Below are 12,859 nucleotides of genomic sequence, written 5' to 3'. Positions count from 1 at the left end.
GAAACAGCTGTGCATGTGCTTTTGTATGCCGTCAGCTTTTCCCACCGGCCGTCAGAGCACCATAAGCGGTGCCTGTGGGTTCATGGCGAACCTTTATAAGGGACCTGTCGGGCTAAGAAGACATAGCTCCTACGAGCCGTCCACGACCCTTCGGTTCCACGCCTTCCCCGTCGCGGTGGCACCATGACGCGGTGACCCTCGCACGGCAGCACCGGATCCAAGTCGTCGCCCACCGCGGAGCCTCCGAAGAGGCCCCCGAGCACACCCTCGCCGCCTACAAGAAGGCGATCGAGGACGGTGCGGACGCCCTCGAATGCGATGTACGGCTGACCGCCGACGGCCATCTCGTCTGTGTCCACGACCGCCGCGTCAACCGCACCTCGAACGGGCGCGGGGCGGTCTCGGCGCTGGAGCTCGCCGATCTGGCCACTCTCGACTTCGGGTCCTGGAAGGGCCGCGACTCCCGGACGACGCGGGACGAGGAGCCCGACTGGGAGCACCTCCCGGAGGACCGCGAGGACACCTCCGTGCTCACCCTGGAGCGGCTGCTCGAGCTCGTCGCGGACGCGGGCCGGCGGGTGGAGCTGGCCATCGAGACGAAGCATCCGACGCGCTGGGCGGGCCAGGTCGAGGAACGGCTGCTGGTGCTCCTGAAGCGCTTCGGCCTGGACGCCCCGGCCTCCGCCGCCGACTCCCCGGTACGGGTCATGAGCTTCTCGGCGCGCTCGCTGCACCGGGTGCGGGCGGCCTCCCCGACGCTGCCGACGGTGTACCTGCTCCAGTTCCTCTCGCCCCGCCTCAGGGACGGTCGACTTCCGGCCGGTGTCCGGATCGCAGGCCCCTCGATCCGGATCGTGCGTAATCACCCTGCGTATATCGAGCGGCTGAAAAACGCCGGTCACCAGGTGCACGTGTGGACGGTCAACGAGCCCGAGGACGTCGATCTCTGCGTTGACCTGGGCATTGACGCCATCATCACCAACCGGCCGGGGGCCGTTCTGAGCCAGCTCGGCCGCGGGTAGCAAACAACCTCATAAAGACCGCCAAACACCCCTTGACCCGGCCACCCCACCTGCACCATCCTCCGAACCCGGCCACACCGTCGAGAACAAGCCACTCGATTACAGGGAGTGCACCGGCGCGTTCGGTCCGTGTTCGATCGTTGCGAATGCGTCACTGAACGTGGATTGGCCGGTTTCCGGTACAGGCCAATGGGGCATCCACACCGTGGCGTGGGGCGAAGGAGGTCTCGGGGGTGGCGTTGGTGGTGGCACAGGAGGTGCCCACGTCGTCGAGCATGGCCGTGTCCCATGGCCCTGCGGGCGTGGGAGAGGCAAGACATCGCATGCGCGATCAGCTGCGCACGGGCGGTGTGTCGGAAGCGGTCATCGACGACGCCGTACTGATCCTTTCCGAACTGCTGAGCAACGCGTGCAAGCACGGCCGACCCCTGGGCGACGCCCTGGCCGGTGACGGCGACGTCCGGTGCGCCTGGCGCGTGGACACGGGCGGACGGCTCACGGTCGAGGTGACGGACGGCGGCGGCCCGACCCGCCCGGCTCCGGCAACCCCGTCGGTGACGGCGCACGGCGGACGCGGCCTGAACATCATCACCGCACTGGCCGACGACTGGGGTGTCCGGGACGACACCCGGGGCGAGGTCACGGTGTGGGTCGTCGTACAGGACGACGTCGATGATCCGGATGCCGGGCACCGACGCGACGACTTCGCTACGCGCGTCACCGCCCCCACGGTCGCCGCGGTCCCCCGGCTGGAGTTCGCGGACGCGTTCGACGACCTGGACTGACCCGCCGACCCGCACCTGTCCATGTCGGCCGCGTCGGCCGTGTTGTCCACGTCGGCCGCGTTGTCCACAGGCCGCCGTCCGCACCCGCCGGGTTGTCCACAGGCTCCCGTCGGTCATGGCGTGAACGGCTAGGCTCCCGCCAGTACGAGACGAGCCGTAACCGGGAGACACCCACGATGGCCAAGAAGCGCCCCCAGACCACGGCCAGGCGGCCGCAGCTCAGCGACGGAGAGGTCGCGGTCGTCGGTGCCCGCGAGCCCTGCCCCTGCGGCAGCGGCCGCCGCTACAAGGCCTGCCACGGCCGGGCCGCCGCGCACGCGGTGACCGAGCTGGTGCAGCGCCCCTTCGAGGGGCTGCCCGGCGAGGGCGACTGGGTGGCACTGCGCGAGCTGGTTCCCGCGGCCACGGTCGCGCTGCCGCTGAAGGGCGGTCTCCCCGAAGGGGTTCCGTCGGTCACGCTCGCCACGGTGCTGCCGATGGCCTGGCCGGCCCTGCGCCGGGACGACGGCTCGGTGCTGCTCGGCCTGCAGAACGACACGGCCTCCGGCGACATCAGCCGCGACCTCGCCGACACCCTCCAGCGCGCGCTGGCCGCCGATCCGGGCACCCCGGTGCAGGCCCGCCGCGCCCCCGCCGAGGGTCCGCGACTGCAGGATCTGCTCGACCCGGAAGGCACGTTCGAGCCAGTTGTGCACCCGGGCTTCGAATTCTGGGTCCCGGAGGCGGAGAACGCGGCGCCGGAGGTGACCGCCTCCCTGGAGCGCGCCAACGCCGCCGCCATCCCGACCGTGAAGCTCCAGGGCGTGGACGCCGCGTACTGGTGCGAGACCCCCGACAAGAACCATCTGCGCTGGGTCATGCCGTACCCGGAGGAGCAGCTTCTGGACGGTCTCGCCCGGCTGCACGCCGCGGGCCGCTCGGGTCTCGGTGAGGGCACGCGTCTCGTGGGGTCCTTCCGTGCTCACGGGCTGACCGTGCCGGTCTGGGACCTGCCGAGCGGCATGGGCGCGGACGACATCGAGAAGCCGGCCGCCGAGTTCGCCGAGCGCCTCACCGCCGCTCTGGCCACGGACGCACCGCTCACCGCGGACGAGCGCCGCGCGCGGGGCGGCCTCACCAACCGGCAGGTCACGCTGAGCTGACACCCGGAATGGGCCAAGGGTTCGACTGAACGACCGTTCAGCCGCAACAGGCCTGTTCACTCGGGTGACTCCTGTCACAACTCCCCGTTGTGAAAGGGAAGTCGGTGTCCGAATAGCCGAGATCGAATTTGCGAACCGCCGATCTCTTGTTACCGTTCGAGTAGCCCGGTTGCTGGTGCATCCCCCGTCGCCAGCAACCGGGTCTTTTCATGCCCGGCCCGCGTGTACGGAACGATGCCGTCCGTCAACTCGCCGTAGGCGCCGAGGAGTTGCTCCCCGAGCGCAGCAGCAGCGGCCCGCTCCCGCTCCGCCTCGCGAACTCCGCCACGGCCGTGTAGGCCGCCAGCTCGCCCCGTGTCCGCTCCCGGGGTGTCTCGCACAGCGCGGGCTCGTCCTCGGCCGCCACGACGCAGTGCATCTGCACGGTGCGGTCCGCCGGACCCATGAGGCTCAGCACCGCGTCCAGGTCGTCGCCGGTGACGTTCCGGTAGTAGGTGCGCGCCCAGGTGTCCTCACCCTGCGTCATGACACAGGTCTGCGCCTCGATGCCGTCGGGGGAGGAGAGCTCGGGTCCGCAGCGCGCCGCCGTCGCCAGCCCCAGGCCGAGCGTCAGCGGGGAGCGGACGGGCGAGGGCGCGACGGACGGCGCCTTGGCGTCGCCCTCGGAAGAGCCGGAGGGGTCGGAGGAGCCGGAGGTATCCGAGGAGTGGACCAGGGACCGTACGACCGCGTGACCCTCGTCGCGTACGGGTCCCGCGGACGCCACGGCCAGCGGCAGCGCGACCGCGCACACCGCGACGCCCGCGAGGGCGAGCAGACGAAGGTTCATGCTTCGGAAGATAACGACCAACTACGGGCGCCATGTCCCGCGCACGCCCGACACCCCTACAACTCGGGTGCGCTCACACCCGTACGAGTGAGGGCCTCGACCACGGCGTCCACCACGGCCTCGACGTCGGGCACCCAGGGCGAGGACGAGCCGGGCAGTGGTGCGCGCTCCCAGCGGATCTGACCCTGGCCGGTCTCGGAGGGCGGCAGGGCGAGATAGCCGCCCTCGCCGTGGAAGCGGAGCGAGCCGGGGACGTGGTCCTTGGCGTAGAGCAGCTCGCCCAACTGCTCCAGGGAGTACGGCTTGACGAGCAGCGACCAGCGGGTCGGCGCGGCGACGACCGGGCCGAGGCGCATGCCCTGGCGGTCGAGCGCGGCGAGGGCCCGGGAGGCCGCGGGTGCGGGCAGGCTGACCGCGCAGGGAGCCTTGTCGCCGGTGGCGAGGACGATCGGGGCGGCGGGCCGGTTGCCCCACCACCAGCGCACCATCCGGGCGTCGGTGGTGGCCGCGAGGAGGCCGGGGTCGAAGGGGTGTGCGCCGGGCACCGTGCACTCCGGGTCCGGACAGCCGCAGCGGGCCCGCCCTTGAGGATCCGGTGCCACGCCCGGGAGTACGGGCCATTGCCATTCTGTCGCGAAGGTCAGGGCCGCGCTGAGCATCTCAGACCTCCTGTTGTCTCGCCTGGACAGGAGCCTGCGTCGCTTTCCGAGGATCTCGCGCATGAGCGCTCGTTCCTTTCCGTTGCACCGCTGGCAACACCGAGGACCACGTCACACCATGTGTCGATCACTTCACTGTGCGTACCTGTTGGCGCATCACACCCCTGCCTTCGGCAAGGGGAACCCGTGCGTGCTTGAAAAGCATGGGCGTGGCGATTGGGGGTGGCGAAGTCTGGCGTTTTGCCGTCCCGCGTAGTTCTCTCCGCCTCCGCCACGGGAGGATGGGGCACGATCGTCGGTGGTTAAGACGCCCGGGTCCTTCACCAGGTTCCGGGTGGCCCCCAGCCACCCCTGGCCTTCTCCGAGTACGTACCCATCACGACCGCTGTGACGCTCCGTCGAGCAAACCCAGTCGACCGCAATGGACCGTCCCCTGATGCAGTTTTAAGCCAACTTTGCCAATCCGCAAGGGGAGAGCGAAATAGCACCCGTAGACCCATGGACACCAGGAATCCCAGCAGGACAATGCTGGACATCCCCTCACGAGTGCGTGTACATGTGGAGACACTGCCAGCGGCGCAGAATGACATGGGGGTTTGCGATGCTTTTGAGCAATACGCACCGGTCGGAAAGCCGGACGCCATGAACGCCCCGCACCCTCCGAAAGTGGCTGGAATCGATTCAACGGTTCCCTCGCCCGCACACACTGTCGCGCCCGCGCCTGCCGCCACCGATACCCCGCCGAGCCCCTCCTCGAACACGCAGAACACGCCAGAAACCGCACCGAACGCGCCAGGTGCCCTGCTCCAGGACCGGCTCGCGGGCTGGGTGTCCGATCTCACGACCCTCCATGAACTCACGGAGCGGCTGGCACGCACGGACGCACTCGACGAAGCACTCCAGGAGCTGCTGCGCGCCGGAGCCGCCCTGGTGGGAGCCCGCCGCGGCCTCGTCGTCCTGGAACCCGGCGACGGCCTGGGCCCCGACACCACCATCGGCCTGGGCCTCGCCCGCTCCGACCTCGGCCACATCGAGACCGTCCCGCGCGGGGAGATGTCGTACGGCCAGATCCTCGACGGACCGGCCGGCGCTCCCGGGGGCGAGGGCGGCGAGATCCTCCACCCCGACCTGTTCGCCGAGGACGCCCTCGACCCGCGCCACCGCGAGGTCGCCGTACGCCTGGGCTACGCGGCCAGTTACGCGCTGCCCCTGGCGACCGACGCGGCCGGGCGCCTGGGTGCCGCCGTGTGGCTCTACGACGAGCCCGCCGAGCCGGTCGAGCGCCAGCGCCACCTCGTCGGCCTGTACGCCCGGTACGCCACCGAGCACCTGGCCCGCGTCCTCGAGGTCGAGCGCACGCGCGCGTGCATGACGACCATCGCCGAGGAGCTGCTGCCGTCCCGGCTCCCCCGCGTGGCCGGTGTGCAGCTCGCCGCGCTGCACCGCACGGGTCCGCGCGGCGGCGGCGACTGGTACGACGCGCTGCCGCTGCCCGACGCCGCGCTCGGCCTCGCCGTCGGCTCGGTGACCGGCTCAGGGCCGAGCGCGATCGCCGCGATGGGCCGGCTGCGCGCGTCCCTGCGGGCGTACGCGGTGATGGAGGGCGAGGACCCGGTCGCGGTCCTGTCCGACCTCGAACTGCTCCTCAGGCTCACCGAGCCCGCCCGCTCGGCCACCGCCCTGTTCGCCTACTGCGAGCCCGCGCTGCGCAAGATCACCCTGGCCGGCGCCGGACACAGCCCGCCCCTTCTGGTCGGCGAGCGGCGCACGGAGTTCGTGGAGACCTCCGTGTCCGCGCCCCTGGGCATGCTCGCCTGCTGGGAGGCGCCGAGCGTGGAGCTGGAGGCGGAGCCCGGCGAGACGGTTCTGCTCTACACCGACGGCCTGCTGCACCGCACCGGCGACCCCATGGACCGCGCCTTCGCCCGCCTCCACGCGGCCGCTGCGAGCGTCCCCAAGGCGCTGCGCGACGACCCGGCCCGGATCGCCGACCACGTCCTGCGGACGGTCCTCCCGGACGGCCTCGACACGGCCGACAGCGACGAGGACGTCGTCCTCCTGGCGGCCCGTTTCGAGTAGCCGCCCGGACGCCATGTGTAACAGGCCATACGGCCCTGGGCTCCCTTCCGTACGACCGTACGATGGACGGGGTCCAGTGCCGTATCTAGGAGGATGACCGTGGCCGACGAGCTCACCCCGGAGACCCCGGAGACTGAGTCTGAGGAGCCTGAAGAGCCCATCAAGAAGCGGAAGAACGGCTTGTATCCCGGCGTGTCCGATGAGCTGGCAGACAGCATGAAGTCCGGCTGGGCCGACACGGAGCTGCACGATCTGCAGCCGGTCGAGCAGGCCGAGGACACCGCCCGCCGCCGTGCCGCGCTCTCCGCGCGCTTCCCGGGCGAGCGCCTGGTGATCCCCGCGGGCAACCTGAAGACCCGCTCGAACGACACCGAGTACCCCTTCCGGGCGTCGGTCGAGTACGCGTACCTGACGGGCAACCTCACCGAGGACGGCGTCCTCGTCCTGGAGCCCACCACCGAGGGCCACAAGGCGACGATCTACCTGCTGCCGCGCTCCGACCGTGAGAACGGCGAGTTCTGGCTCTCCGGCCAGGGCGAGCTGTGGGTCGGCCGCCGCCACTCCCTCACCGAGGCCGAGCAGCTCTACGGCATCCCCGCCTCCGACGTCCGCGAACTGCCCGCCGCCCTGCGCGAGGCCACCGGCCCCGTCCGCGTGGTCCGCAGCTACGACGCCGGCATCGAGGCCGCGCTGACCGACAAGGTCACCGCCGAGCGCGACGAGGAACTGCGGGTCTTCCTCTCCGAAGCCCGCCTGGTCAAGGACGAGTTCGAGGTCGGCGAGCTGCAGAAGGCCGTCGACTCGACGGTCCGCGGCTTCGAGGACGTCGTGCGCGTGCTCGACAAGGCCGAGGCCACCAGCGAGCGCTACATCGAGGGCACGTTCTTCCTCCGCGCGCGCGTGGAGGGCAACGACGTCGGCTACGGCTCGATCTGCGCCGCCGGCCCGCACGCCACCACCCTGCACTGGGTGCGCAACGACGGCCCGGTCCGCTCCGGCGACCTGCTCCTCCTGGACGCCGGCGTCGAGACGCACACCCTGTACACCGCCGACATCACCCGCACGCTGCCGATCAACGGCCGCTTCAGCGAGATCCAGAAGCAGGTCTACGACGCCGTGTACGAGGCCCAGGAGGCCGGTATCGCGGCGGTGCAGCCGGGCGGCAAGTACCGCGACTTCCACGACGCGGCGCAGCGCGTGCTGGCCGAGAAGATCGTCGAGTGGGGTCTTGTCGAGGGTCCCGTGGAGCGCGTCCTGGAGCTGGGCCTCCAGCGCCGGTGGACGCTGCACGGCACGGGTCACATGCTCGGCATGGACGTCCACGACTGCGCCTCCGCGCGGACCGAGACGTACGTCGAGGGCACCCTGGAGCCCGGCATGGTCCTCACGGTGGAGCCCGGCCTGTACTTCCAGGCGGACGACCTCACCGTCCCCGAGGAGTACCGCGGCATCGGCGTCCGCATCGAGGACGACATCCTCGTCACCCAGGACGGCAACCGGAACCTGTCGGACGGCCTGCCCCGCACCTCGGCCGAGGTCGAGGGCTGGATGGCGTCCCTCAAGGGCTGACAGTCGACGGCTGACACCTGATACAAGACTGATGGCCGGGCCGGGCACACCTGCTGTGCCCGGCCATTCGTGTGCCGATCGCATGCCTAGGGGGAGGGCTTTTTTCATGAACGCGCCTAGGGGGAGGGCTTTTTCGTGAACGACTTCTGGTCCGGCGTCGGAGTCGACCTGCACCTGGAACCCGACCCGGAGGGAGGCCGCCGGGTCGGTCTCGAACGCGCGCTCCGGGACGCCGTACGGGACGGCCGGCTCGCCCCGGGGACCCGTCTCCCCGCCACCCGCCGGCTCGCGGCCGAACTCGGCGTCTCCCGGGGCACCGCGAAGGCGGCCTACGACCAGCTCGTCGCCGAGGGCTACCTGACCGCCCGCCAGGGCTCGGGCACCCAGGTCGCGCTGCTGCCCTCCGTCGACGCGGAGGCACCGGGCGCGGCGGCACGCGCGCGTGTACCCCGTTTCGACCTGCGGCCCGGCAGCCCCGACGTCGGCATGTTCCCGGCGGCGGCCTGGCTGCGCTCGCTGCGCCGCGCGATCGCGACGGCACCCTCCTTGGCGTACGACTACGGGGACCCGCGCGGCCGCGTCGAACTGCGCACCGCGCTCTCTGGGTACCTGGGGCGGGCGCGCGGGGTGATCGCGCCCCCAGAGCGGATCGTCATCACCTCCGGGTACGTGCAGGGACTCGCGCTCCTCACGCGCGTGCTGGACGCGGCGGCGGGCCGCGGTGTCGCCGAGGTCGCGATGGAGGACCCGGGGCTGCCGTTCCACCGGGAGGTGGTGCGGCACAACGGCGGGCGCGTGGTGCCCGTCCGGGTCGACGAACGGGGCGCCTGCGCCGAGGACTTGGGGAACCCGGCGGCCGTGGTGGTGACACCGGCCCACCAGTACCCGACCGGCGTGACCCTGCACCCGGAGCGCAGACGGGCGCTGACCGACTGGGCACGCGCGCGTGGCGGGCTGATCGTCGAGGACGACTACGACGGGGAGTTCCGCTACGACCGCCAGCCCGTGGGCGCCCTCCAGGGGATGGCACCGGGCCAGGTCGTGTACCTGGGGACCGCGTCCAAGACCCTCGGGCCCGCGCTGCGGCTCGGCTGGATGGTGCTGCCGCCGCACCTGGTCGACGCGGTCGCCGACGCCAAGCTGCACAGCGACCACCACACCGAGACCATCGGCCAGTTGGCACTAGCCGAACTGATCGACAGCCATGCCTACGACCGTCACGTGCGTGCGTGCCGGCTGCGGTACCGGCGCCGCCGCGACCAGCTCCTCGGCCGGCTGGGGACTCACGCAAACGTTTACGGCATCGCGGCCGGGCTGCACGCGCTGGTGGAGGTCGCCGACGAGGAGGCGGTGCTCGCGCGGGCCGAGAAGGAGGGGCTCGCGGTGGGGCGGCTGGGTGAGCACTGGCATACGGCGGGCGAGAACCGGCCGCAGGGACTGGTGGTCGGGTACGGGACGCCTCGCGAGCGGGTGTACCCGGAGGCCCTGGACGCGTTGGGGCGCGTGCTGGACGGGTCCTGAAGGGGGCCGGTGACGGGATCCGGTCGGGCCCGATTGGACCAGCAAAAGGAGCTGCCATTGGGCCTCTTCACAGGCCCACCGAGCTTCTAACGTCGTACCCATGACGAACGCACTCGTCCCGCCCGCGGGCCCGCAACGCACCCTCGCACTCGCCCAGTTGACCAACTCCGTCGGCGACGGCGCCTACTACGTGACCTCGGCGCTGTACTTCACCCACGTCGTCGGGCTCGCCCCCGCGCGCGTGGGCCTCGGGCTCACTCTCGCGTGGGCCGTCGGTTCGCTGGTCGGGGTGCCGCTGGGGCGGCTGGCGGACCGGCGCGGGCCGCGCGGTACGGCGGTGCTGCTGGCGCTGGCGACGGGGCTCGCGGTGGCGTCCTTCCTCGTCGTCCGGGGATTCGTGCCGTTCGTGATCGCCGCGTGTGCCTACGCCTCGGCGCAGTCGGGGCTCGCGGCGGCCCGGCAGGCGCTGCTGGCGGGGCTGGTGTCCGCCGGGGAGCGGACCGGGCTGCTGGCACACCTCCAGTCGACGCTGAACGCCGGTCTCGCGGTGGGCGCGGGCCTCGGCGGGCTCGCGCTGCGGGCGGGGACGCGGTCGGCGTACCTCGGGGTGTTCGCGCTGGACGCGGTGAGCTTCCTGGTGTGTGCCGGGCTGCTGGTGCGGCTGCCGTCGGTGCGGGGCGTCCAGGTGCGGAAGGCGGGCGGGCTCGGGGTGCTGCGGGACCGGCCGTACGTCGTCGTCACGCTGCTCAACACCGTGCTGCTGCTGCGGATGCCGTTGCTCAGCCTCGGGCTGCCGCTGTGGATCGCGGAGCGGACGGACGCGCCGACCTGGCTGGTGTCCGCACTGTTCGTGCTCAACACCGGGGCGGTGATGGTCTTCCAGGTGCGGACGGCCCGCGGGATCACGGGGCTCGCGTCGGCCACGCGCGCGGTGCGGCGGTCCGGCTGGATCATGCTGGCGGCCTGCGCGGTGTTCGCGCTGTCGGCGGGCGCGTCGCCGTGGGTGGCCGTGGGCGCGCTGGTGGTCGGGGCGGTGCTCCAAGTCGCCGCCGAGATGGGGCAGTCGGCGGGTTCCTGGCAGCTCTCCTTCGACCTGGCCCCGGCCGACCGGGTGGGCGAGTACCAGGGCTTCTTCGGCACGGGCGTCACGGTCGCCAGGACGATGGGCCCCCTGGTGCTCACGTCCCTCCTCCTGGAGTGGGGGACGCCGGGCTGGCTGCTGCTGGGCGGGGCGACGGTCGTGGCGTCGTACGCGATGGGGCCGGCGGTACGGAGGGCGGCGGGTGCCGGGCGGGGGACGGACGAGGAGGGCGACGAGGGTGAGGCGGGTGCGGTGAACAGGCAGCCTGCGCTGGCGAGTTGACCGGTACCGGTCTCGGTCCTCTTCGGGTTCAGGCCGCCCACGCGAGTGAGTTGACCGGTAAAGAGTCCAGGAACAGCGCGCCCGCCAGGAGCCCCGCACTTCCGCGAGGGCTCCACGCGCGTGCGTGCAGGTCGGTGTCGAAGGCGGTCAGGGCCTCCGCACCCGCCGCCGTCGCCGTGCCGCCCGCCTCCAGGACCCCGCGAGCCCCGGCCTGGACGTGCCGCAGGCCGAAGGGGCCGACGGCGTGCAGGAGTTCGGTGTCCTGGAGGGTGGACATCACCGTGAGCAGGGCGTCGAGGCGGGCCTGTGTCTCCGTCGCCCCGGCCGCGCGGACCGTCGCGAGGGTGTCCAACGCCCGCCGTACGTGCGGGAATCCGGCCTTGGCCTCGCCCCGCGCACCGGCCGCGCCGTACTTCGCCGAGATCGACGAGCCGCGCGAGGGCCTGCGCGGGGCGCGTCGGTCGGGGTGGGCGGCGATGCGCTTCGCGGTCGCGGCGACGTCCTTGGCCCCCGCGTGGGGGTCCAGCGCGGCCGCCGCGACCAGCAGGCCCAGCGCCCACAGGGCGCCGCGGTGGCCGCCGCCCGCGAGCGCCACGGAGTGTTCCGTGCAGCGGCCGATCGCGCCGAGTTCCGCGCGGAGCACGGGAGTCGGCTCGCCCGTGCGGCGGGCGGACGCCGCCATCGCCGCGAGGCCGGGTGTCAGCGCCTTGGCGGACCAGCGCAGGGCGCAATGGTCCACGCGGGTCGTACGGGCGGTCAGGTCGCGCGGGTCGGGCAGCCCCGGCTTGGGAACCAGCGCCAGTTGCCCGGTGAGCGCGTCCACGGCGGCCCGCGCCAGTGCCTCGTCCTCGCGGCTCTGCATCGTCGTACCTTACGAGGAGGCGGAGTCCGAAGGGGAGGGGCTGTCGCTGGGCGGCGCACCCGTCGGGGCACCGCTCGGGGGCGTACCGCCTCCGCCGCTGCCCGCGCCCGTGCTCTCCGCGTCCGGGTCGACGCCGAGGGTCAGCGAGCCCTTGTACCCCTTGGACGGGTCCTTCTTGTGCACGGCCTTGAGGGTGAGCAGGCCGCTGGCGGCGCCACCGCCGTCGTAGACCATGTCGTCGGCGAGGACGGTGTACGAACCCGTGTGCCTGGCGTACGGGTCGAGGGTGAAGATCTCCTCGGCGATGTCGTCGGCGAAGAACAGCTGGCCGGTGTAGTTGACCTTGCCGCCCTCGTAGGTGCCGTCCTCCTTCTCGCCGCCGGTGTGCACCTTCACGTGGATGTGGCAGGTGCGGGGCGTGTACCAGCCCGGGAAGATCGTCTCGAACTTGACGACCCCGTTGGCGTTGGCGACCTGGTAACCCCGGAGGTACGTCTGGTCGTTGGCGGAGTCGCCCTCCTCGCTCTCCGCGGGGGCCGAGCCGCCCGGGTTGGCGGTGGTGTAGCCGGAGTAGTAGCCCCAGGCGTCGCAGTGCCAGATCTCCACGGCCGCGCCCTTGACCGGGGTGCAGCCGTCCGTGGCGTCGACGACGGTCAGTCGCAGGGTGAGCGGGACGCCCGCCTTGCCCTCGGTGATGTCCTTGCGCACCAAGGCACCGTCGAGGTAGTAGGGGCCCTCCGTGACGCTCGTCATCAGCGTCATGCACTCACCGCTGGTCGAACTGGCCGAAGCCGAGGCCGTCGCGTCCGCGTCGGTCGTCGTGTCGGCGGTGTCGGCGAACGCCGACTGGAACCCGGCGGCGACCAGCCCGCCGGCCGCCACCGTCCCGCCGGTCACCGCGAGGGCGCGGCGCCGGCTGATGGTTTTGTCTTTGTGGTTTCCCGTCATGATCACGAAGTTATGGACGGCAGCCGTCAGGAGCGTGGGCCTGGGCTGTGCGCAAGGTAAGAATCCTCAGAAAGCTGAAG

General features: G+C 71.8%; 11 protein-coding genes. 7 read left to right on the top strand and 4 right to left on the bottom strand.

The genetic code is table 11. From position 1 onward, the window contains the following. Positions 1-191 precede the first annotated feature (191 nt). The 3 genes from OG504_RS27565 to OG504_RS27555 all read left to right on the top strand — a co-directional run bounded on the left by OG504_RS27565 (position 192) and on the right by OG504_RS27555 (position 2,949). The gene (locus tag OG504_RS27565) at positions 192-1,022 is read left to right on the top strand and encodes a glycerophosphodiester phosphodiesterase (RefSeq protein ID WP_033285508.1); all 831 of its coding nucleotides are present in this window, start codon (positions 192-194) and stop codon (positions 1,020-1,022) included. A 233-nt stretch (positions 1,023-1,255) separates the two neighbouring features. Further along, positions 1,256-1,807, top strand: coding sequence for an ATP-binding protein (locus OG504_RS27560; RefSeq protein ID WP_405992219.1), 552 nt, complete (start codon positions 1,256-1,258; stop codon positions 1,805-1,807). Positions 1,808-1,983: 176 nt separating this feature from the next. Further along, complete coding sequence (locus OG504_RS27555; RefSeq protein WP_405992218.1) at positions 1,984-2,949, top strand: DUF5926 family protein; 966 nt, start codon at positions 1,984-1,986, stop codon at positions 2,947-2,949. Between the two features lie 244 nt (positions 2,950-3,193). Here OG504_RS27555 and OG504_RS27550 read toward each other — a convergent pair whose 3' ends face one another. Together OG504_RS27550 and OG504_RS27545 are read right to left on the bottom strand one after the other, a co-directional pair. Beyond that, entirely contained in the window at positions 3,194-3,778 is a 585-nt protein-coding gene (locus tag OG504_RS27550) for a hypothetical protein (protein ID WP_405992217.1), read from the bottom strand. A gap of 56 nt (positions 3,779-3,834) precedes the next feature. After that, complete coding sequence (locus OG504_RS27545) at positions 3,835-4,500, bottom strand: bifunctional DNA primase/polymerase (protein WP_026150092.1); 666 nt, start codon at positions 4,498-4,500, stop codon at positions 3,835-3,837. Positions 4,501-4,962: 462 nt separating this feature from the next. Here OG504_RS27545 and OG504_RS27540 point away from each other — a divergent pair, with 462 nt between their 5' ends. The 4 genes from OG504_RS27540 (at position 4,963) to OG504_RS27525 (ending at position 10,969) form a co-directional block, all read left to right on the top strand. Then, on the top strand, positions 4,963-6,516 hold the full coding sequence (locus tag OG504_RS27540) for a PP2C family protein-serine/threonine phosphatase (RefSeq protein WP_405996443.1): 1,554 nt from the start codon (positions 4,963-4,965) through the stop codon (positions 6,514-6,516). Positions 6,517-6,609: 93 nt separating this feature from the next. Next, on the top strand, positions 6,610-8,085 hold the full coding sequence (locus OG504_RS27535; protein WP_405992216.1) for an aminopeptidase P family protein: 1,476 nt from the start codon (positions 6,610-6,612) through the stop codon (positions 8,083-8,085). A 135-nt stretch (positions 8,086-8,220) separates the two neighbouring features. Further along, positions 8,221-9,606, top strand: coding sequence for a PLP-dependent aminotransferase family protein (locus tag OG504_RS27530; RefSeq protein ID WP_405992215.1), 1,386 nt, complete (start codon positions 8,221-8,223; stop codon positions 9,604-9,606). 100 nt (positions 9,607-9,706) lie between these two features. Beyond that, positions 9,707-10,969: an MFS transporter gene (locus OG504_RS27525; RefSeq protein WP_405992214.1), complete on the top strand. Its 1,263-nt coding sequence runs from the start codon at positions 9,707-9,709 to the stop codon at positions 10,967-10,969. Positions 10,970-10,997: 28 nt separating this feature from the next. On the opposite strand, the gene OG504_RS27520 is transcribed toward OG504_RS27525, so the two are convergent. Both OG504_RS27520 and OG504_RS27515 read right to left on the bottom strand, forming a co-directional pair. Further along, positions 10,998-11,831 carry a triphosphoribosyl-dephospho-CoA synthase gene (locus OG504_RS27520; protein ID WP_405992213.1) on the bottom strand — a complete coding sequence of 278 codons (834 nt, stop codon included), beginning with the start codon at positions 11,829-11,831 and terminating at the stop codon, positions 10,998-11,000. A gap of 9 nt (positions 11,832-11,840) precedes the next feature. Further along, the gene (locus OG504_RS27515) at positions 11,841-12,779 is read right to left on the bottom strand and encodes an intradiol ring-cleavage dioxygenase (protein ID WP_405992212.1); all 939 of its coding nucleotides are present in this window, start codon (positions 12,777-12,779) and stop codon (positions 11,841-11,843) included. Positions 12,780-12,859: the final 80 nt, after the last annotated feature.

This window comes from Streptomyces sp. NBC_00986 (genome assembly GCF_045162565.1).
Taxonomy (GTDB): domain Bacteria; phylum Actinomycetota; class Actinomycetes; order Streptomycetales; family Streptomycetaceae; genus Streptomyces.
The sequence above is the reverse complement of the archived record's forward strand: the minus strand, read 5'-3'. Positions and strand labels throughout refer to the sequence as shown.

What these genes read in the sequence shown, in the direction of transcription:
- OG504_RS27535 (WP_405992216.1), top strand. Translation starts at nt 6,610, where the DNA reads ATGACCGTGGCCGACGAGCTCACCCCGGAGACCCCGGAGACTGAGTCT.
- OG504_RS27545 (WP_026150092.1), bottom strand. Translation starts at nt 4,500, where the DNA reads ATGCGCGAGATCCTCGGAAAGCGACGCAGGCTCCTGTCCAGGCGAGAC.
- OG504_RS27520 (WP_405992213.1), bottom strand. Translation starts at nt 11,831, where the DNA reads ATGCAGAGCCGCGAGGACGAGGCACTGGCGCGGGCCGCCGTGGACGCG.
- OG504_RS27540 (WP_405996443.1), top strand. Translation starts at nt 4,963, where the DNA reads ATGCTGGACATCCCCTCACGAGTGCGTGTACATGTGGAGACACTGCCA.
- OG504_RS27515 (WP_405992212.1), bottom strand. Translation starts at nt 12,779, where the DNA reads ATGACGGGAAACCACAAAGACAAAACCATCAGCCGGCGCCGCGCCCTC.
- OG504_RS27555 (WP_405992218.1), top strand. Translation starts at nt 1,984, where the DNA reads ATGGCCAAGAAGCGCCCCCAGACCACGGCCAGGCGGCCGCAGCTCAGC.
- OG504_RS27550 (WP_405992217.1), bottom strand. Translation starts at nt 3,778, where the DNA reads ATGAACCTTCGTCTGCTCGCCCTCGCGGGCGTCGCGGTGTGCGCGGTC.
- OG504_RS27525 (WP_405992214.1), top strand. Translation starts at nt 9,707, where the DNA reads ATGACGAACGCACTCGTCCCGCCCGCGGGCCCGCAACGCACCCTCGCA.